Genomic DNA, 21,471 nt, shown 5'->3' with positions numbered 1-21,471 from the left:
TTCGACAAAAGGGAGCTCCTGAGTAACAAAAGTGGTGCAATTGGTATAAAATAACTCCTTTGTACCCATAAAATTAGGAACGATCGGCAATGGCTGAATACGTATATACCATGTCTCGCGTTGGCAAAACTGTGCCTCCAAAACGTCAGATTCTAAAAGACATCTCTCTTAGCTTTTTTCCAGGTGCCAAAATTGGTGTTTTAGGTCTTAATGGTTCTGGTAAATCAACTCTACTGCGTATTATGGCAGGCATCGACACAGACATTGACGGTGAAGCACGCGCACAACAAGGTCTAAAAGTAGGTTACCTACCCCAAGAGCCTGTTCTTGATGAATCAAAAACGGTACGTGAAATTGTAGAAGAAGCCGTCTCTGATGTAGCTGGCGCACTGACTCGTTTAGACGCGGTCTATGCAGCATACGCAGAACCAGATGCTGACTTTGATGCTCTAGCAAAAGAACAAGGTGAACTGGAAGCGCTTATCCAAGCGAAAGATGGTCACAATCTAGAGACTGCTCTAGAGCGCGCTGCTGACGCCCTACGTCTTCCTGAATGGGACGCTAAAATTGAATTCTTATCTGGTGGTGAGCGTCGTCGTGTTGCAATCTGTCGTCTACTTCTTGAAAAGCCAGACATGCTGCTTCTTGATGAACCAACCAACCACTTGGATGCTGAATCAGTAGCATGGCTTGAGCACTTCCTAGTTGATTACAGCGGTACTGTTGTGGCAATTACCCACGACCGTTACTTCCTAGACAACGCAGCTGGCTGGATTCTAGAACTTGACCGTGGTGAAGGTATCCCATGGGAAGGTAACTACACGTCTTGGCTAGAGCAAAAAGACGAGCGTCTGAAGCAAGAAAAAGCAGGCGAAAGCGCACGTCAAAAGACCATTGAGAAAGAGCTAGAGTGGGTTCGTCAAAATCCGAAAGGCCGTCAGGCTAAATCTAAAGCTCGTATGGCTCGTTTTGAAGAACTCACTACTGGCCAATACCAGAAGCGTAACGAGACCAATGAACTGTTCATCCCGCCAGGTGAGCGCCTAGGTGATAAGGTTCTTGAAGTTAACAATCTAACCAAATCATTTGGTGATCGCGTTCTAATCGACGACCTATCATTCAGCATGCCTAAAGGTGCTATCGTTGGTATCGTTGGTGCCAACGGTGCGGGTAAATCAACCCTGTTTAAAATGCTAAGTGGTGCAGAACAGCCAGATTCAGGCACAGTTGAACTTGGCGAAACAGTTAAGCTTGCGTCAGTTGATCAGTTCCGTGACAGCATGGATGATACCAAAACAGTATTCCAAGAGATCTCTGAAGGCGCTGATATCATTAAGATCAACAACTTCGAAATCCCTGCACGTGCATACTGCTCTCGCTTCAACTTTAAAGGCAACGACCAACAGAAGATCATCGGTGAGCTTTCTGGTGGTGAACGTAACCGTGTTCACCTAGCGAAACTACTAAAAGCGGGCGGTAACGTGCTGCTACTCGATGAACCAACCAATGATCTAGACGTTGAAACGCTACGTGCTCTTGAAGAAGCACTGCTTGAGTTCCCTGGCTGTGCAATGGTTATCTCGCACGACCGTTGGTTCCTAGACCGTATTGCAACACACATTCTAGACTACCGCGACGAAGGTCAGGTCAACTTCTATGAAGGCAACTATACTGAATATAGTGAGTGGCTGAAAAAGACTCTTGGTGCGGCTGCAGCAGAACCACATCGTATCAAGTATAAGCGTATCGCTAAGTAGTAAATTTTGCTTAGATAATCGCATTAAAAGGCCGCTCATTGCGGCCTTTATTGTTTCTACTTAATCGTAGGTTAACCTTAAAGAGAGAGCAGCGACACATTGATGTGGCAGTCAGTTTGCTATGATATTTAAATATCCATTGACGCTATGTTCGAATAAATAGCAAAGCTAATTTACAAGAGACATTACTATGGTTGAAAAACGTCGCTTTTCAAGAGTTATTTATCAGGCCCCTGCGACTATTGTTCAAGGGCAGATCTCCGTCGACTCTAGCATTCAGGATTTATCATTGCATGGTTTATTACTCAGTGCCGAAGCCAGTTGCGAAGATCTTAACCTGAACCAGTTAGCTGATGTTCAGTTTTCACTTATAGATAGTGATATCGTTATCGAGATGAGCGTCAACCTAATCCATATGGATAACAATGTTATTCGAGCCAGTATCGACCATATTGATATTGAAAGTATCTCTCACTTAAAGCGGTTAATTGAACTCAATGTCGGTGATGACAGTTTACTTCACCGAGATATTGAACACTTATCTGATTTAGGCGAACACCTTTAGTCACTATTGTTGAATTACGGTTAACCTTAGTGTTGAAAAAAAGACAATAAAAAAGAGCAGACTAAGCTGCTCTTTATCATTCATTGTTTTATTTTAACTAACCACGATGTATTGCGTCGTTAGCCTGCTTCAACAAGTTTTGACTCTCGCTCATAAACTGTGAAGAGTAATCACCAAACCACTCACTCACATCATTAAAGCTTTCAATAAATCCGGCCTTATCTTTTCCATCTAACAGCTCTAGAGCATCACCAAAACATTGATGGAAACGCTTAATCATATCGATATTCTCTTGCGATGAGAAAATGATATCACCATAGAGGTTAGGGTCTTGGCCAAACAAACGTCCAACCATAGCCAACTCAAGACGGTAAATAGGAGAGCTAAGCTGAAGCAATTTGTCTATATTTGGGTTCTCTTTGCTCAAATGAAGCCCATAAGCAAATGAGGTAAAGTGACGCAGTGCTTGGATCAATGTCATGCCATGATCATGCTCTCCTGCATCGATATTGCACAAAGACGCCCCCCAAATAGAAAACTGCTCAAGAAGCCATTGATAGCTCTCTTCATCTCGACCGTTACAATAAACGATCACCTGTTTCGCTAAACTAGGTACATCAGGGCCAAACATTGGGTGTAATCCAACAACAGGTCCTTGGTGAACGTTTAACATCGCTTGTAAAGGTTTCGATTTGATCGATGTTAAATCACACAAAATACAATCAGAAGGTAAGTTTGATAGCTTTTCAATAACACCTTGAGTGAGATGAATTGGAACCGTCACAACCACCAAACCAGCATTGTCTAGTATTTCATCGGCTCTGTCCCAATCCTGGCTGCCTAGAACTTTCACTTCATAACCTGAAAGTTCGAACATACGGCCAAACAGCCCACCGAGTTGACCTTTACCCCCCACAATGACAACAGAGCGTAATTCTGGGTTTAGGCATTTAAAGCCGGAGTCTTTTTCACTGGCATAAGATTCACGCATCGTTCGACGTAAAATATCTTCTATCAGTTGTGGCGGAACCCCTTTCTTTGCAGCCTCTTCTCGACGTGAAGCCAACATTGCCGCTTCTCGATCCGGCGCATAAATAGGTAATCCATGCTCACTTTTTACTTCACCAACTTTTTCTACCAGTGACAAACGCTGTGCTAATAAATCTAAAATTTGCTTATCAACAATATCAATTTGGTCACGTAACTCGTTTAACTCAACGGCCATGCTAGTTCCTTTATTTCCCTTTTAGGCGGTCTTCCAAAAATGGCACTAACTCAGTATGTGCATGCTTTAATAGTGCCTCAGTTGATTGCCAATTGATACACGCATCAGTGATAGACACACCGTACTCCATCTCTTTTAGAGGGATATCAGAAGATTGATTACCTTCATTGATGTGGCTTTCAATCATAAGACCGATAATAGACTGATTACCTTCACGAATTTGGTGGATAACGTCTTCTGCGACAAGAGGCTGACGACGGTAATCTTTACGTGAATTTGCATGACTACAGTCCACCATTAATGACGCATCAAGACCAAACTTCGCCATATCTTGCTCACACTCTGTCACGGAAACAGAATCGTAGTTAGTTTGTTTACCACCACGAAGGATTACATGGCCATTTGGGTTACCTTGCGTCGTCAGTAGCGCAACTTGACCTTCACGGCTAATCCCCATGAAACGGTGACTAGAAGAAGCGGCTTGCATAGCATTAATCGCTGTCCCTAAGTTGCCATCCGTACCATTTTTAAAACCAATAGGCATTGAAAGGCCGCTTGCCATTTCACGGTGAGTTTGGGATTCCGTTGTACGAGCACCAATGGCCGCCCAACTGAATGTATCCGCTAGGTATTGAGGACTGATCGGATCCAATGCTTCTGTCGCTAATGGAATTTCCATTTCTGCCAGTTCAACCAAAAGTTCACGACCAACATGAAGACCATGCTCAATATCAAATGTACCATCCAAATGAGGGTCATTAATTAGGCCTTTCCAACCCACTGTGGTACGTGGCTTTTCAAAGTAAACTCGCATCACAATGTACAGCTGATCGCTTAGTTCTTCAGAGAGCGCTTTCAAACGCTTCGCATACTCTCTTGCCGCATCAATATCGTGAATAGAGCACGGACCACAGACGATCAGCATACGGTGGTCTTTCTTATGAATGATATTTGCGATAGTTTGACGAGACTCTTGGATAAATCGGCGAGCGTTATCACTCAAAGGCAGTTTTGTTTTTAGCTCTTCAGGAGTAATTAACACCTGTTCATTGCTAATATTAATATTACTTAACTCACTTTTTTGCATAACCACACCTGTATATCCATTTTTACACCTAGCGAGAACCCTATCTCGCCCACGACAATATTGAACAAAATAACAGGATAAAATGATATTTCAAGTGTAAACAACAAAAAACACCACGTGTAAATAATACATTACACCCTGATAATTCAAACTCTTCTCATATAAATGATGAGTTAACCGTGTTTTATTGCCTTTTTCTTATCTAAAATAGCACTAAGACTTTTATCTGGTGCCATCATGGATCTTATCCTCTCCTTACTTCAGCAAATGTGTGTCTATCTTGTATTAGCTTACATGCTTAGTAAGACTCCCATTTTTTTGCCTCTACTGAGCATCTCTAATCGATTGAGCCATAAAGCCAGTGTCTACGTACTATTCTCACTATTTTGTATTTTAGGCACCTATTTCGGCTTACAGATTAACGATGCCATCGCCAATACTCGGGCTATTGGGGCTGTGATGGGCGGTCTGTTTGGCGGCCCTGTGGTTGGTTTTTTGGTTGGACTCACAGGTGGAATGCATCGTTACTCTTTAGGAGGCTTTACCGATGTCGCCTGCGCCATTTCAACAACCGCTGAAGGGCTCATCGGTGGGTTAGTACACATCTACTTTGTTCGTAAAAACAAAATCAGCCTTCTCTTTAGCCCAACCGTTGTGTTTTCCGTGACTCTATTTGCTGAAATAGTACAGATGCTGATCATCTTGATCGTGGCAAAACCTTTTGTTCAAGCGTATGCGTTGGTTTCTGATATCGCTGCCCCCATGATCATTGCCAACTCATTTGGGGCGGCACTGTTTATGAGTATTCTGCAAGATAGAAAGACCATTTTTGAAGAGTATTCGGCCACCTTTTCTCGCCGAGCATTGAATATTGCAGAGCGCTCTGTTGGTATTTTGGCTCTAGGTTTTAATAGTCAGAATGCCGAAAAAATTGCTCGTATCGTCTATGAAGAGACAAGTGTCGGCGCGGTATCGATTACGGATGATGAAAAAATATTAGCCTTTGTTGGGATTGGCGACGATCACCATAAACCCAATACTCCAATCTCATCTGTAAGTACACTTGATGCCATCAATGGTAATCAAATTATGTACCTTGATGGAAAGGAAACCCGTTATCAATGCTCTCTATCACCGAATTGTAAATTAGGCTCCGCACTTATTATCCCACTGAGAGCGGGCGATAAAGTCATTGGCACGATCAAACTTTATGAGCCAAAGCGTAAACTCTTCTCAACCATCAATATGTCCATGGCGCAAGGTATTGCACAGCTGCTCTCTAGTCAGATCCTCTTTGGAGATTACCAACGAAAGCAAATGTTGCTTTCTCAGGCTGAGATTAAACTGCTGCACGCTCAAGTTAACCCGCACTTTTTGTTTAATGCACTAAACACCATTAATGCCGTTATCCGTCGTAACCCAGATAAAGCTCGTGAGCTGATCCAACACTTATCTCAGTTCTTTCGTAGTAACCTGAAACAAAACATTGAAACGGTCACAGTTAAAGACGAGCTGGCACACGTAAACGCCTATTTGACCATTGAGAAAGCACGTTTTAGTGACCGATTAGAAGTTGATATTAATATCGATGAAGCGCTTTTATCTCGCCAATTACCCACCTTTACGCTGCAACCCTTAGTCGAAAATGCCATTAAGCATGGCACCTCTCAACTGCTCGAAGGGGGACGAGTTCGAATTTACAATCAACCGGTAATGAAAGGTCAACGAATCGTCGTAGAAGACAATGCAGGGAGCTACAAAGTACCGCAAGAAGATCACTCTGGGCTTGGGATGTCGATTGTAGATAAACGATTAACCAATAAATTTGGTCGTGACGCAGCACTAAAAATTGAAGTCGAAGAGAATCAATTCACTCGAATGAGTTTTATTATTCCAAATCAGGACAACCAGTAAGGTATGAGTATGCTTTCAGCATTGGTGATTGATGACGAGCTATTTGCTCGAGAAGAGCTCTCCGAGTTACTGGAAGAGACAGGTAAAGTGACTGTAGTCGACACCGCGAGTAATGCGATTGAGGGGCTAAAGAAAATCAATCAATTAAAGCCTGATGTGGTGTTCCTTGATATTCAAATGCCACAAGTAACCGGCATTGAACTGCTTGGCATGCTTGACCCTGAAACCATGCCCAATGTCGTCTTTGTTACAGCCTATGATGACTACGCGGTTCAAGCTTTTGAAGAAAATGCATTTGATTACCTTCTAAAACCCGTCAATTCCTGCCGCTTGGAAAAAACCATCAAACGCCTGATCAAGTTAACCCCCTCACAGCGTCAAGATCTTTCCGTTCTTGCTCCACAGTCACTTGAACAAGTGCCTTGTATTGGTTTGAACCGTATTATGATTATCCCAACCAACGAGGTGGAGTTCGCTCATACTGATATTAGTGGCGTGCAAGTACAAACAGAGAAACAAGTCGCGGCGTGCCAACTAACCCTGAAGGTACTAGAAGAGAAAACGCCATTGGTTCGTTGTCACAGGCAGTACTTAATCAACACTAAAGCGATCAAAGAGATCAAGCTTTTGGAAAATGGATTAGCCGAAATCATTACCACCAGCGATCATCAAGTTCCAGTCAGTCGTCGTTACCTAAAAGCACTAAAAGAGATGCTAGGCTTCCATTAAAGCGCCCAAATAAAAAGCCACTAAATTGTGGCTTTTTTATGAGACTAAATTTCAACAAATGTCTTTAACCAATTATCGCTTTCATCGCCTCAGACGCTTGCTTCCAGTCATTAGAACCTTGCAGTTCAGAGAGATTAAATGACTGCTTCTTAAGTAATGCATCGGCCGTTGGTACGTCCATGATTGGCAAGTTATCTAACACTTCCACTTGAGCATCCCGCTTATTACATACCAACAACATGTCACACCCAGCCACCAATGACTGATGTGCACGCTCTGCTGGGCTCCCCATAATAGAAGCGCCTTCCATGGTTAAGTCATCAGAAAAAATCAGCCCTTTAAAACCAAGCTCTTGGCGTAGGATCTGTTTAAGCCAATACTCAGAACCACTTGCAGGTTGCTCATCATAATGAGGGTAAATAACATGTGCAGGCATCATTGCATCCAAAATACCCGATTCAATCTGAGCTTTAAAAGTCGCCATGTCTGATTGAAAGATATCTTCTCGATGATCATAAGGTGTTTCCAAGTGCGAATCAGCAATCACACCACCGTGGCCTGGGAAGTGTTTTCCTGTTGTTGCCATACCAACCGACTTCATCCCTTGCATATAAGCGGAGCTGTAACGAATGATCTCATCAACACTCTCACCAAATGCTCGACTGCCAATCGCTTTACACTCATGCCCTTTATCTAAAACAGGCGCAAAACTGAGATCGATATCATGAGCAATTAGCTCTGCGGCCATCAACCAACCACCTTGCTTAGCGAGCGCTTCACCCTTGTTGTGTTTTGCGTACTCTTCGGCAGCAGGAATGATTGAGAAGCCTTCTCTGAATCGCTGCACACGCCCCCCTTCTTGATCGACACCAATCAAGAGTGGACGCTTCGCCACTTTGCGAATCTCTTTGTTTAACGCAATTAACTGTTCACTGTCGTGATAATTTCTCGAAAACAGGATCAAGCCACCCACCGTTGGATGTTCAAGAATCTCTCGATCTTCTGCTGTTAGTTCGTAACCTGCTACGTCTATCCACAGTGGTCCCATAACTTCTTCTACCTGCTCCTCAATTCGCTAAGTTATCGAGATTATTCGTTTTAAATTTACATTACAATGCTTTTTCGGTTCGCGTTAAGTCAGTAAACTCTCTGATGCTATCGAGTCTATTTATCTGTCACGAGCCTTTATTAACCGAGTTCCACGGAGTCGAATTTGAAACAGCCTGAACTATTTATTGGTGTGATGTCGGGAACCAGTATGGATGGTGTTGATACCGCATTAGTCCAAATTAACGAGAGCCACGTAAAGATGGTCGCACATCATGAGTTCCCAATGCAAAAGGCGCTAAAGCAGCGTTTGCTTAATGTTGCGGTTGGACAATCTACTAACCTAATTGAAATCGGTGAGCTCGATCATCAGCTCGGCATACTATTTTCTGATGCCGTTAATGCACTGCTCAAGGAATCTGGGTATAGCGCCGATCAAATTACCGCAATCGGGAATCACGGTCAGACGGTCTTTCACCAACCTGTCGCAGATTCCCCATTTACTATGCAGCTTGGGGATGCCAATATTATCGCCGCAAGGACAGGCATCAATACCATTGCTGATTTCAGACGTAAAGATATGGCGTTAGGGGGACAAGGGGCACCGTTGGTTCCCGCCTTTCATCACGCCATATTTACCCCAACGGATTCCAGTATTGTGGTTTTAAATATTGGTGGCATATCGAATATCTCCGTTCTGCGTCCAAATAAAAAGGCACTTGGCTTTGATACAGGGCCGGGCAATATGTTAATGGACGCTTGGTGCCAACAACATCTCAACCAACCGTATGATAAAGGTGCCACTTTCGCGCAATCAGGCCATGTTGATACTCTGCTGCTCAACACTTTACTCAAAGAGCCTTACTTACAACAACTGCCACCAAAGAGTACAGGTAGAGAGCTTTTTAATCTCTCTTGGCTTGAGTCATATTTAGAAGAGTTCCCAACATCGATAGAAGATGTTCAAAGAACGTTATGTGAATATACGGTGGTTACCATTTGTGACCAGGTTAAACAGTACGTTACTGGGCATTATCCTCAGTTGCTAGTATGTGGTGGCGGAGCTAGAAACCCTTTAATTCTAAAGCGCCTATGTGAGCAGCTTCCTAACTGGGAGGTCACAACCACCAGCGAGAAAGGGGTTGATAGTGATTATATGGAAGCTATCGCCTTTGCTTGGTTAGCTTATAGGCGTACATATGGACTCAGCAGCAATTTACCGGAAGTGACCGGTGCCAGTAAGCTAGCCTCACTCGGCGTAATTTATCCGAATAATTAATAGGTTTTATATGACTAATGATGCGCTAATTGCCGCCCTTTCCCACCTTGTTTCTGAAGGTCGTAACCCTGATACAATGGACATTGATCTTTTATCATCAGAGCAAATTGTACAACGACTAAATCAGCAAGATAAACAGGTCCCTATCGCGGTCGAAAAAGAACTGCCACAGATAGCCAAAGCCGTGGATGCGATTACGTCTGCTTTCAAAAGACAAGGCAGACTGATTTATATGGGCGCAGGTACCAGCGGACGATTAGGCGTTTTGGATGCTTCAGAATGCCCTCCAACTTTCGGCGTGTCAGATCAAATGGTGATTGGTTTGATAGCAGGTGGAGCTGAGGCCATACTCAAAGCCAAAGAAGGCGCAGAAGACTCTCTCACGCTTGGCGTCGACGATCTGAAGAACATTAACTTCACTCATCAAGATGTGGTTGTTGGAATCGCAGCTAGCGGCAGAACCCCTTATGTCATCGGTGCTTTAGAGTACGCCAACGATATTGGTGCTACCACCGTTGCGCTATCATGCAACCCTAGCTCTCCTATTGCGGAAATCGCTCAAATCGCGATAAGTCCGGTCGTTGGACCAGAAGCGTTAACCGGATCGACTCGACTTAAATCAGGAACGGCGCAAAAGCTGATTCTCAATATGCTGACGACAGCCAGTATGATTCGTCTTGGTAAGAGCTATCAAAACTTGATGGTCGATGTGAAAGCGACCAATAAAAAGCTCGTGGCACGAGCCGCTCGTATTGTCACCCAAGCCACCGATTGTGACGTAAGCATAGCAACTCAAACACTGGAACAAACAAAGTACGATGTTAAGTTGGCCATTTTGATGATATTAACAGGGTTAAGCTTGGAAGAGGCGAAACAGCAGCTTAACAACCAAGATGGCTTCCTAAGAAAAGCCGTTGAAGGAAGTAAACACCTTTAACGTATTCAGTGATTAAAGCAGTAGGCGACGGTGAGTAAGTCGCCTACTGCTTGAGGTATTAGATCTAGGGGGGTTAATTACTGTATTCAGCCCAACCGCGTTGCCATTCCATGCGAAATTTTTGAGATTCCGGCATGCCTTCACACACACCTTCATAGTATTGCCCTGAGATGCCCATTTGGTAGGCAAAGTTTGGGTTACAGTATTCCGTCACCCCTTCCGTATAACCTTCGTTATACTCAGATTGTTTCGCGCCACCTAACTTGGCTAAATCTTTGTATGATCGTTCTGTATGTCCTTTGACGCCATCTTGGTACCCTATTTGATACCAATCACCACTTTCCGCGAGTTGCTCAGTACTGCTGACACAACCGACAAGAGTTCCAAGTAGTGCTAATGCGATAATATTTTTCATTATTTTCCTTTCGCTTATTTTTATTTCTCTTTTATAACTGTAACTCAACTTGCCAGTTAATTTGCCATTCTGCCACTTAAATTTATATTGCTACCGAGTATTTCCCTCATCAACCACTTAGACGGTGTTGTTAACCACTCACTATAATCCGCAACCGTTTAGCTTAACTAAAAACCACTTAATTAGATAAGCCACCATTAAAGACAGGATATGACCACTGGGCACTTTAGTGGATGTTTCTATCAATAGGGCTAGTTAATATACATATTGAACTGATAATTTAATCCAAAGGATGACCCTATGTTGTGGTTTCTAACTTGTGTTGCGGCCCTTATCGGCGGCTACTTTATTTACGGCGCTTTCATTGAAAAAGTGTTTGGTATCAACGAAAAACGCCAAACGCCAGCTCACACTAAAACTGACGGTGTTGACTACGTTCCAATGTCGACCAAAAAAGTCTACCTAGTTCAACTTCTAAACATTGCAGGCGTAGGCCCAATCTTCGGACCTATCATGGGTGCGCTTTATGGTCCTGCCGCGATGCTTTGGATTGTTATCGGTTGTATCTTTGCTGGTGCAACGCATGACTACTTCTCAGGTATGCTTTCTGTGCGTAATGGCGGTGCTTCTGTACCTACAATCACAGGTCGTTACTTAGGCAAAGGCGCCAAACATTTTATGAACATTTTTGCCATTGTCTTGTTACTACTTGTTGGTGTTGTATTCGTATCGGCACCAGCCGGCATGATTACAAACCTAATCAATGACCAGACAGGCATGAATGTCAGTATGTCTACATTGGTCGCGATTATTTTTGGTTATTACATCATCGCAACGATTGTTCCAGTTGATAAAATCATTGGTCGTTTCTACCCACTGTTTGGGGCACTACTGATCTTCATGTCTGTCGGTCTAATTACTGCTGTCGCGATGTCTAGTGAGCACACCGTACTTGGCGGCTTTGAAGTTAGCGATATGTTCAACAACATGAACCCTAACGATATGCCACTTTGGCCAGCGCTATTTATCACTATCGCTTGTGGTGCGATTTCAGGTTTCCACGCAACTCAATCTCCACTGATGGCGCGTTGTATGGAAAATGAAAAGAACGGTCGCTTTGTATTCTACGGAGCAATGATCGGTGAAGGCATTATCGCTCTTATCTGGTGTGCTCTTGCGCTATCCTTCTTCGGCTCAGTTGAGTCTCTTGGTGAAGCCGTTGCTAATGGCGGCCCAGGTGCGGTTGTTTACAGTGCATCATTTGGTCTTCTGGGCGTATTTGGTGGTATTTTAGCGTTCCTAGGCGTGGTTATTCTACCAATCACTTCAGGTGACACTGCGTTCCGTTCAAGCCGTTTAATCCTTGCTGAATACTTTAACATGGAACAGAAAACACTTCGTAATCGCCTAATGATGGCTCTACCACTATTCGTTCTTGGTGGCATCTTAACTCAAGTAGATTTCGGTATTATCTGGCGCTACTTCGGATTTGCAAACCAAACAACAGCCGTAATGATGCTTTGGACTGCGTCTGCATTCCTACTGCGTCACAACAAACTGCACTGGGTAACAACAGTACCTGCGATGTTTATGACAACGGTTGTATCTACATTCATTCTAAACAACAGCACACTAGGCTTTGGTTTATCAATGCCTGTATCAACGATTGCTGGCCTACTATTCACATTAGGTGTAACGACTTACGTGATTAAGATTTCAAAAGGCAAAGGCGATTCTGAGCTTGCTGATGAAGAGAAGCCTCAAGTAGAAACGAAACCTGCTTAATCATTCAACCGACAATCAATACATAATAAAAGGGAGCGCTAAGTTAGCGCTCCCTTTGTTTACACTTTACCAACTCGTATGAGGACGAAAGACTAATGTTTAACTTAGTCTATCTGTTTTATCTGTAACTCTTTAGGCACTTCAAAAAACATATTCTCTTCACGGCCTAGCACGTTCTCTATCGACGTTGCGCCTAACTTTTCAATACGCCCCAGGATCTGGTCAACAAGCTCTTCTGGTGCAGAAGCGCCTGCTGTTACGCCAACCTTAACTTTATCTATAAACCATTCCGCTTTAATGTCTTCAGGGCAATCCGTTAAATAACCAGGTGTTCCAAGCTTTTCAGCCAGCTCTTTTAAGCGTGTTGAGTTAGACGAGTTTTTCGATCCCACGACCACCATAACATCAACATCGTTCGCCAATTCACGAACTGCATCTTGGCGGTTTTGAGTCGCGTAACAGATATCATCTTTTCTCGGGCCTTGAATATCAGGGAATACTCGGCGCAGCTCATCAATCACATCCGCTGTTTCGTCAACTGATAAGGTCGTTTGACTAACATAGTGAAGATGAGAAGGATCGCTGACTTTTTGTTTTAGTCGCTCAACATCCTCTGGAACTTCAACCAAATACATACCGCCTTTATCACTAGCATACTGTCCCATTGTCCCCTCTACTTCAGGATGCCCTGCATGACCAATGAGTACCACTTCCATATGTTTACGGCTGGCTCTCGCCACCTCCATATGTACTTTCGTTACCAAAGGGCAAGTCGCATCAAAGACGGTCAACTCACGCTGTTTCGCTTCTTTACGAACCGCTTGAGACACACCGTGTGCTGAGAAAATGACAATTTGACCATCTGGTACTTCATTTAGCTCTTCGACAAAGACGGCACCACGCTGCTTTAGACCCTCAACGACAAAGCGATTATGGACCACTTCATGGCGAACATAAATTGGCGGTTGGTACATTTCAAGCGCACGCTCGACGATACTGATTGCGCGGTCAACGCCAGCACAAAAACCGCGAGGGTTAGCTAATAGGATTTTCATGTCATTACTCATGGGACTTCTTCTTAATGGGTCAGTATTCTACGACAAGTTACTCAACAGACAAAATTTCAACATCAAAGGTCACATCTTGCCCTGCGAGTGGGTGGTTAAAATCTACCGTCACAGAGTCTCCAGCAATATCAGTAATGATACCCGGGATTTCCGCACCATCTGGACCAGAAAACGCCATGACCGTTCCGACTTCAACCTCAGCATCGCCCACAAACTTGGCTCTATCCATGTAGTGAACATTATCTGGGTTAGGCATCCCGAAGGCATCTTGAGCTTTTAGTTCAATCGACTTGTTTTCACCTGACGTTAAACCAATTAAGCATTGCTCAAAATTATCACTTAAGCTTCCATCACCAATAATGAGTTTGGCGGGTTTACCCATGTTATGGGTGCTATCAGCAACCGAGCCATCATTCAGTTTAATCGTAAAATGAAGCGTTATCGCTGAGTCTTTTTGTATGGTCGACACGAGTCTGTTCTTCCTTGTTGTAGTTGTAACAGAAGAGTAAACAAAAAGCGCCATCTGAACAACAGATAGCGCTTAGGGTTATTACAATTTTGATTACCAAAGCAATAAATTTCTCGCTATAGCTCTACTCGCTTTTTTCTTTCTTTCGAAAGCCATCCAAGATGATCATCGCAGCACCAATACAAATAGCCATGTCAGCTAAATTAAATGCAGGCCAATGATAATTACCCCAGTAAAAATCGAGATAGTCGACCACAAAACCATGAACAATACGATCAAATACATTACCAACAGCCCCACCAATTATCATGGCGTAGGCAATGTTGTTCCACTTCTCGGTTGAGGGTAACTTACTCATCCAGTAAATGAGCATGCCTGTCACAATGAACGCGATGGTAGAAAAAAACCAACGCTGCCAACCTGGCTGATCAGCAAGGAAGCTAAATGCGGCTCCGTAATTGTGTACATGCAATAAATTAAAGAATGGCAAGACCTCAATTCGGTTTGCCCAGCCATAACCCATGTGCTCAAGAACAACGAATTTGATGCCTATATCAGCAAAAAAAATGACAATCGCAAGCGATAGCCAACGAACACCCGACTGTTTTAGTGTGATTGCTTGATCGTTCATAATCTTCCTAAAAAATAACCCCAGCTTATACTGGGGCTATATTATTGATAAAAAGTTCATTCATACTCAAAAAGAGTTGGGATTAGGCAAATTTACGAACTTCACCGTCACCTTCAACGTTTGACACACAGCGGCCACACACTTTCTCATGACCTTCGATAGTGCCTACGTCTGGAGTGTGGTGCCAGCAACGGTCACACTTCTCAGCTTCAGTTGCGGCTACTTCAACAAATAGACCTTCCACTTCCGTTGTCTGTGCTGACTCTGATTTCTCACTCAGAGCTTTAACTTCAACCTTAGAAGTTAGTAGAACGAAACGCAGTTCATCTTCAAGTTTGTTGATTTTCGCCACTAGAGCATCATCTGCGTACAGAGTAACTTCAGCTTGTAGTGAGCCACCAATCGTTTTCTCTTTACGTGCTTCTTCAAGAAGCTTGTTTACTGCACCACGAACCGCTTGGATTTCAGTCCAGAACTCGTTGTTCAGCTCTTCATCCTGAGCCAGTGCCGTTAGACCTTGGTACCACTCACCGGTGAAGACAAACTTGTCACGAGCGCCTGGCATTTCACTCCAGATCTCATCGGCAGTAAACGACATGATAGGTGCCATCCAACGAACCAAAGCTTCTACAATGTAGTAAAGCGCAGATTGACAGCTACGTTGAGCATGACCGCCCTGTTTCGCTGTGTACTGACGATCTTTAATTACGTCTAAGTAGAAAGAACCCATTTCGATAGAACAGAACTGCATCAGACGTTGAGTTACAGCGTGAGTGTTGTACTCGTCGTAAGATTTAACAATCTCTTCTTGAGCAGCGAATGCACGACCTACAGCCCAGCGATCCAATGCAACCATCTCTTCGACAGGTACTAAATCTGTTTCTGGATTGAAACCATTTAAGTTAGCAAGGAAGAAGCGAGCTGTATTACGGATACGACGGTAAGCATCTGCAGAACGTTTTAGTATTTCATCTGAAACTGCAACTTCACCAGTGTAGTCAGTAGAAGCTACCCATAAACGTAGAATGTCTGCGCCTAGCTTGTTCGTAACATCTTTTGGTGCAACCACGTTACCGATAGATTTCGACATCTTACGGCCGTTACCATCAACCACAAAGCCGTGCGTTAACACTTGCTTGTATGGTGCTTCGTCTTTCATCGCGATAGATGAGATAAGAGAAGATTGGAACCAACCACGGTGTTGATCGGAACCTTCTAGGTAAAGGTCAGCACTATTACCGTTGTACTCTTCACGAGCATCAACCACAGAGTAGTGAGTCACACCAGAATCGAACCATACGTCTAGCGTATCCAGTACTTTCTCGTATTTTTCAGCATCTTCGGCACCCATAAGGTCAGCGGCATCAACATCCCACCACGCTTGAATCCCTTTTTCTTCAACAAGCTTTGCTACTTTTTCAATAAGAGCTGGGCTGTCAGGGTGAAGATCCGATGTTTCTTTATGAACAAATAGAGCGATTGGAACACCCCAAGTACGTTGACGAGAAATACACCACTCCGGGCGACCTTCAATCATACCTTCAATGCGGCTTTGACCCCATTCAGGCATCCACTCTACGCCTTTTATCGACTCTAGTGCTTTTGCACGTAAGCCAGCTTGATCCATAGAGATGAACCATTGTGGCGTTGCGCGGAAGATAATTGGTGTTTTGTGTCTCCAACAATGTGGGTAACTGTGCTCGTATGCGTGATGATGTAAAAGTGCGCCTTTCTCTTTCAGTACTTCTAATACAGAATCGTTCGCTTTAAATACGTGCTGACCTGCAAAGAGTTCAGTATCTGGTAAGTAAACACCATTAGAACCAACTGGGTTCGCCACTTCTAGATCGTACTGCTTACCAACCACGAAATCTTCTTGGCCGTGACCTGGTGCTGTATGTACTACACCGGTACCCGCGTCTGTTGTTACGTGTTCACCTAGAATTGCTGGAACCGTAAAATCGTAGAACGGGTGGTTAAACTGCATCATTTCAAGGTCTGCGCCAGAAGCGAAACCAAGATTGTGGAAGTGCTCGATACCAGCGCGATCCATTACGTCTTTCGCTAGCTCAGAAGCAACAATGATACGCTGTTCTTGTTGCTCGCCTTTCGCTTCAACTTGAATAAGAACGTATTCTAAGTCATCACGTAAACATACCGCGCGGTTTGCTGGCAATGTCCATGGCGTTGTTGTCCAGATAACAACTGAGATATCACCTTGACCAACATGCTCATTCGCTAATTTAAACTTACTTACAAGCGCTTCTTCATCTGCTGCGGCAAATTTCACATCAATAGACGGTGAAACTTTATCTTTGTACTCAACTTCTGCTTCCGCTAATGCAGAACCACAATCTGTACACCAATGAACAGGTTTAAAACCTTTTAACAGGTGACCGTTATCGGCAATTTTACCTAGAGCACGAATGATGTTCGCTTCAGTACCAAAATCCATCGTGCGGTATGGTTTGTCCCACTCGCCCATGATGCCAAGACGCTTAAAGCTCTCTTTTTGGCCTTCAACTTGCTTAGCGGCGTACTTACGACACTCTTCACGGAAGTCAGATGCAGAAATTTTTTGACCCGGTTTGCCTTTCTTCTTCTCTACCATTAATTCGATTGGTAGACCGTGACAGTCCCAACCAGGAACGTACGGTGCGTCAAAGCCAGACAATGTTTTTGATTTAACAATAATGTCTTTAAGAATCTTGTTTAGCGCGTGACCAATATGAATATCGCCGTTAGCGTAAGGAGGTCCATCGTGCAAAATGAACGATTTCTTGCCTTTTTTAGCTTTACGAATTTCACCGTAAAGATCTTCTTTATACCAACGCTTTAGCATTTCAGGTTCGCGGTTTGCTAGGTTACCGCGCATTGGAAACCCTGTTTCTGGTAAGTTCAGGGTATTTTTGTAATCACTCATCGATTCTTAATTCCGTTCTATTGGGCGAAGTTAGACATTATGTTAGTCGGTGGAATAAACCGATTAACGCTTAAGCTGAAGCAACCACACCCTTGCGGCTTCAGCATCCAATTCTATTTGTTGTTTGAGCTCTTCAAACGACTCAAACTTGTGCTCATTTCTAAGCTTATGTAACAGTAACACTTCTAACTGTTGGCCATATAAATTGCCATCAAAGTCAAATAAGTGCACTTCTAATTGTTGACGAATACCGTTGACCGTTGGCCTTTGGCCGATATTCGCCACACCACCAACTTTCTTATTTCCGAGCCCTAATGCCTCTACAACATAAACACCGGAAACTGGTGATACGCACCGCTTTAGTGGGATATTTGCCGTAGGAAACCCTATGGTTCTCCCGAGCTTTCTTCCATGCGATACACGACCACTAATACTATAATCACGCCCCAACATATCACTGGCCGTCACTAAGGAATCGTCAGCTAATGCATTGCGAATTGCAGTACTGCTTACCCGTTGTTGCTGGACACAAAAGCTTTGTGTACTAACCACTTCAAAGCCAAAACGTTTCCCTGCTTCTTGTAACATCGTAAAGTCGCCAGTGCGCCCTTTACCAAAACAGAAGTCATCACCAACAACAAGATACTTAATACCAAGCTTTGTTACGAGTAAATCACGAATAAAGGCTTCGGCTGAGAGTGAAGCAAAGTAGTCATTAAAATTTACGCAAAGTAATCGGTCGAGGTTTAACTTACTTAGCTGAACAAACTTATCTCTTAGACGAGTTAAGCGAGCTGGTGCTCTGCCCTTGCTAAATAGCTCCATGGGCTGAGGTTCAAATGTCATCACTACTGAAGGTAGCTCTAGAGCCGCCGCTTTTTGGCTAACTTGTTCTAAAACTTGTTGATGCCCTAAATGCACACCATCAAAATTACCTATCGTTAAGACACAACCTTTATGCTGCGCCTTAATGTTGTGAATACCACGAATCAATTCCATTGGGATTAACTAAATACCTATTTATCAATTACTATGCGTGAAACCGACGGATTATATACTAATCAGGTTCACTCTGTCGCTGCTTTTAGGTCTTTTAAACGAACCCCTAATGCTAACAGGATAAAAATGTACACACTCGCTCCAATTGCAATGGAAAGACCGAGCATTGCAACACGTTCTATAAATGCCCAGCTGAGCCAAACTGACATATCTTCAAGGTGCCAAAGCAGAGTTGCAACCATTGAGGCTCCTGCGATGACAAGCTTGCCAATAAATAACAGTGTTTTCTTTGAAACTTTATAGACGTTACTAATGTGAAGCCCACGATAGAGCAGAGACATATTCACAAATGCAGATAACGCAGTTGCCATCGCTAAACCCACATAGCCATAAAACCAAGCAAAAATAGCGTTGAAAAACATATTGGTAACCATCGCTATAACGCCGTATTTCACCGGCGTCTTCGTGTCCTGACGAGAGAAGTATCCTGGAGCCAGAACTTTAATAAGCATAAAGTTAAGTAAGCCTGACGCATAGGCAAGCAGTGACATTGACGCCTGGTTTACATCATGTGGGGTAAATTCCCCCCGCATAAATAGAACCATGAGCATTGGTTTTGCTAACACCATAAGCCCAAGCATTGCAGGAACACCAAGTAGTGTCACCATTCGAACGCCCCAATCCATCGTATTAGCAAATCCTTCGCTGTGTGCATCCACATGCTTTCTTGATAGCGCAGGTAAAATAACTGTCGCAATCGCAATGCCAAAAAGCCCTAAAGGGAATTCTAATAAACGGTCTGAGTAATAGAGCCAACTAATTGAGCCTGTAGCAAGAAAACTGGCGATAAAGGTATCGAACAGTAAATTTATCTGGCTAACCGAAACACCAAAAAGAGCAGGAATCATCAAGGTACGAATCTTAACCACACCAGGATCGCGCCACCCCCACTTAGGCTTGACTAAAACACCCGCTTTAATAAGGAAAGGCAGTTGGAATAAGAACTGAACAAGACCACCAAGAAATACCCCTATTGCCAATCCAATTTCAGGCTGTGAAAGCATTGGGGAAATAAACCAAGCAGAACCGATGATCATTACGTTGAGAAATACTGGAGTAAATGAGGATACGGCAAATTTGCCAAGGGTATTGAGAATCGCTCCAGATAGCGCCACAAAAGTAATGAACCACAAATAGGGGAACGTTATCTTGAGCATGAAACTCGCCAGTTCAAATTTCTCTGCTGAAGGACCACCGTTTAACCAATCTAAAAACCACCCAGCCCCAAAGAGTGCGGTTATAACGCCAGAGCCTAAAACACCAAGAACAGTGACAATTGAAACAATCACCCCTAATGTTCCTGACGCTTTCGCAATTAATTGGCGAGTCTCATTCATATCGCCTTTAGCGTGATATTCTGTTAGAACAGGGACGAAGGCTTGCGAAAATGCGCCTTCTGCAAATAATCGTCGTAAGAAGTTGGGGATTTTATTGGCAAAGAAAAAGACATCAGCGCTTGCACCTGCGCCCATTAGATTTGCAACCACCACATCACGAACTAAGCCTAACACTCGTGAAATCAACGTCATTGCGCTGACAATCATGCCTGATTTAAGAAGACGTTTACTCAAAATAACCTCAATTACTACTTTCAATCGCTCTGTATCTTCAACCACAATTAACGAATGCTAGAGTAAGAGAAGATAAGTATTAGCAATGGTATAAAAATACTGTTAGAATCCCCGCCATCTTAACCGCGATAACCTTTTCATACCAAACTTGTTTGGCTCCGATTGGTTTTTGCACAAATTATTTGACATTTAAGCGCAAATAGAGGATATTCCTCGCCCTTAAATTGTCACCGAACTATGTTTTTGGGAGTTAGACCTTGGCAAACAGTAAATCTGCTAAGAAGCGCGCTATCCAAGCTGAGAAACGTCGTCAGCATAACGCTAGCCGTCGCTCTATGATGCGCACTTATATGAAAAAAACTATTGCAGCTATTGAAGCAGGCAATAAAGAAGCAGCAGCTGCTGCTCTAGTAGAAGTAACACCACTTCTAGACCGTATGGCGACTAAAGGCCTTATTCATAAGAATAAAGCTGCACGTCATAAGGCTCGTTTCTCAGCTGCAATCAAAGCTCTTTAATTAGAACTTAGATTACAACGAGAACAAAAAAACCGGCTTCTGCCGGTTTTTTTATACCTGTCATTCAGAGCGTTATTTCACTCACCTACTCTTATGTCACTTACCCTACCGTCTTTGCCCTTGGTCAATCATTAGGCTCACAATACAGACGATAGAGAAGCTGAATCATCGCTTTAACCTCGTTACTGCTTAACGAATAATAGACCGTCTGTGCCTCTTTTCGAGTAACCACCAATCCATCACGACGTAACCAAGCTAAATGCTGGGATAATGCAGATTGACTTAAAGCCAACTGTGAACCTAAATCACCAACAGAGAGCTCATTGGTGTGTAATAAACACAGGATTTGCAATCGCTTTTCATTCGCCATTGCTTTAAGCAATACCACAGCTTTGCTAGAATTTTTATCCATCTCTTCTAAGTTCATTTAACTGTCCCACTCTCATCAGCATTAGCAATACACATATCGATCACTATCACTTAAATAGTATAA

General features: G+C 43.4%; 19 protein-coding genes. 8 read left to right on the top strand and 11 right to left on the bottom strand.

Translation table 11 applies throughout. From position 1 onward, the window contains the following. Nucleotides 1-89 precede the first annotated feature (89 nt). Both ettA and KP803_RS16520 read left to right on the top strand, forming a co-directional pair. Nucleotides 90-1,757 (top strand): energy-dependent translational throttle protein EttA, encoded by a 1,668-nt coding sequence (gene ettA / locus KP803_RS16525; protein ID WP_248009960.1) that lies wholly within the window; start codon nucleotides 90-92, stop codon nucleotides 1,755-1,757. Nucleotides 1,758-1,947: 190 nt separating this feature from the next. After that, a complete protein-coding gene (locus tag KP803_RS16520; RefSeq protein ID WP_248009959.1) occupies nucleotides 1,948-2,322 on the top strand; it encodes a PilZ domain-containing protein in 375 nt (124 codons plus the stop codon). A gap of 97 nt (nucleotides 2,323-2,419) precedes the next feature. Here the strand turns inward: KP803_RS16520 and tyrA are convergent, their stop codons facing one another. Both tyrA and KP803_RS16510 read right to left on the bottom strand, forming a co-directional pair. Beyond that, complete coding sequence (gene tyrA, locus KP803_RS16515; protein WP_248009958.1) at nucleotides 2,420-3,547, bottom strand: bifunctional chorismate mutase/prephenate dehydrogenase; 1,128 nt, start codon at nucleotides 3,545-3,547, stop codon at nucleotides 2,420-2,422. 10 nt (nucleotides 3,548-3,557) lie between these two features. Continuing rightward, complete coding sequence (locus KP803_RS16510) at nucleotides 3,558-4,634, bottom strand: 3-deoxy-7-phosphoheptulonate synthase (RefSeq protein WP_248009957.1); 1,077 nt, start codon at nucleotides 4,632-4,634, stop codon at nucleotides 3,558-3,560. Between the two features lie 237 nt (nucleotides 4,635-4,871). Between KP803_RS16510 and KP803_RS16505 the strand changes: the two genes are divergently transcribed. Beyond that, entirely contained in the window at nucleotides 4,872-6,548 is a 1,677-nt protein-coding gene (locus tag KP803_RS16505) for a sensor histidine kinase (protein ID WP_248009956.1), read from the top strand. 9 nt (nucleotides 6,549-6,557) lie between these two features. Continuing rightward, nucleotides 6,558-7,277, top strand: a complete 720-nt coding sequence (gene btsR / locus KP803_RS16500) for a two-component system response regulator BtsR (RefSeq protein ID WP_248009955.1) — start codon at nucleotides 6,558-6,560, stop codon at nucleotides 7,275-7,277. A 64-nt stretch (nucleotides 7,278-7,341) separates the two neighbouring features. Here the strand turns inward: btsR and nagZ are convergent, their stop codons facing one another. Further along, nucleotides 7,342-8,325 (bottom strand): beta-N-acetylhexosaminidase, encoded by a 984-nt coding sequence (gene nagZ, locus KP803_RS16495; RefSeq protein ID WP_248009954.1) that lies wholly within the window; start codon nucleotides 8,323-8,325, stop codon nucleotides 7,342-7,344. 165 nt (nucleotides 8,326-8,490) lie between these two features. Between nagZ and KP803_RS16490 the strand changes: the two genes are divergently transcribed. Next, complete coding sequence (locus tag KP803_RS16490; RefSeq protein ID WP_248009953.1) at nucleotides 8,491-9,603, top strand: anhydro-N-acetylmuramic acid kinase; 1,113 nt, start codon at nucleotides 8,491-8,493, stop codon at nucleotides 9,601-9,603. Between the two features lie 10 nt (nucleotides 9,604-9,613). Further along, nucleotides 9,614-10,540 (top strand): N-acetylmuramic acid 6-phosphate etherase, encoded by a 927-nt coding sequence (murQ, locus tag KP803_RS16485; protein ID WP_248009952.1) that lies wholly within the window; start codon nucleotides 9,614-9,616, stop codon nucleotides 10,538-10,540. A 73-nt stretch (nucleotides 10,541-10,613) separates the two neighbouring features. Here murQ and KP803_RS16480 read toward each other — a convergent pair whose 3' ends face one another. Continuing rightward, a complete protein-coding gene (locus tag KP803_RS16480; RefSeq protein ID WP_282437311.1) occupies nucleotides 10,614-10,955 on the bottom strand; it encodes a DUF2799 domain-containing protein in 342 nt (113 codons plus the stop codon). A gap of 300 nt (nucleotides 10,956-11,255) precedes the next feature. On the opposite strand from KP803_RS16480, the gene KP803_RS16475 reads away from it, so the two are divergent. Beyond that, on the top strand, nucleotides 11,256-12,740 hold the full coding sequence (locus KP803_RS16475) for a carbon starvation CstA family protein (protein WP_248009951.1): 1,485 nt from the start codon (nucleotides 11,256-11,258) through the stop codon (nucleotides 12,738-12,740). 104 nt (nucleotides 12,741-12,844) lie between these two features. Here the strand turns inward: KP803_RS16475 and ispH are convergent, their stop codons facing one another. The 6 genes from ispH to murJ form a co-directional block, all read right to left on the bottom strand. Further along, nucleotides 12,845-13,807, bottom strand: coding sequence for a 4-hydroxy-3-methylbut-2-enyl diphosphate reductase (ispH, locus tag KP803_RS16470; RefSeq protein ID WP_248009950.1), 963 nt, complete (start codon nucleotides 13,805-13,807; stop codon nucleotides 12,845-12,847). A 37-nt stretch (nucleotides 13,808-13,844) separates the two neighbouring features. Then, nucleotides 13,845-14,276: an FKBP-type peptidyl-prolyl cis-trans isomerase gene (fkpB, locus tag KP803_RS16465; RefSeq protein ID WP_248009949.1), complete on the bottom strand. Its 432-nt coding sequence runs from the start codon at nucleotides 14,274-14,276 to the stop codon at nucleotides 13,845-13,847. A gap of 124 nt (nucleotides 14,277-14,400) precedes the next feature. Continuing rightward, nucleotides 14,401-14,907, bottom strand: a complete 507-nt coding sequence (gene lspA, locus KP803_RS16460) for a signal peptidase II (protein ID WP_248009948.1) — start codon at nucleotides 14,905-14,907, stop codon at nucleotides 14,401-14,403. 82 nt (nucleotides 14,908-14,989) lie between these two features. Beyond that, a complete protein-coding gene (gene ileS, locus KP803_RS16455; RefSeq protein WP_248009947.1) occupies nucleotides 14,990-17,830 on the bottom strand; it encodes an isoleucine--tRNA ligase in 2,841 nt (946 codons plus the stop codon). A gap of 63 nt (nucleotides 17,831-17,893) precedes the next feature. After that, nucleotides 17,894-18,829: a bifunctional riboflavin kinase/FAD synthetase gene (ribF, locus tag KP803_RS16450; protein WP_248009946.1), complete on the bottom strand. Its 936-nt coding sequence runs from the start codon at nucleotides 18,827-18,829 to the stop codon at nucleotides 17,894-17,896. A gap of 68 nt (nucleotides 18,830-18,897) precedes the next feature. Then, nucleotides 18,898-20,460 (bottom strand): murein biosynthesis integral membrane protein MurJ, encoded by a 1,563-nt coding sequence (gene murJ / locus KP803_RS16445; RefSeq protein ID WP_282437309.1) that lies wholly within the window; start codon nucleotides 20,458-20,460, stop codon nucleotides 18,898-18,900. 257 nt (nucleotides 20,461-20,717) lie between these two features. On the opposite strand from murJ, the gene rpsT reads away from it, so the two are divergent. Continuing rightward, entirely contained in the window at nucleotides 20,718-20,978 is a 261-nt protein-coding gene (rpsT, locus tag KP803_RS16440; RefSeq protein WP_248009945.1) for a 30S ribosomal protein S20, read from the top strand. 124 nt (nucleotides 20,979-21,102) lie between these two features. On the opposite strand, the gene KP803_RS16435 is transcribed toward rpsT, so the two are convergent. Further along, nucleotides 21,103-21,405 (bottom strand): ArsR/SmtB family transcription factor, encoded by a 303-nt coding sequence (locus tag KP803_RS16435; protein WP_248009944.1) that lies wholly within the window; start codon nucleotides 21,403-21,405, stop codon nucleotides 21,103-21,105. Nucleotides 21,406-21,471 lie beyond the last annotated feature (66 nt).

It is taken from the genome of Vibrio amylolyticus, assembly GCF_023145695.1.
GTDB classification, from domain to species: Bacteria; Pseudomonadota; Gammaproteobacteria; order Enterobacterales; family Vibrionaceae; genus Vibrio; species Vibrio amylolyticus.
Note: the sequence above shows the minus strand (reverse complement) of the source record. Positions and strands in the feature narration are given on the sequence as shown.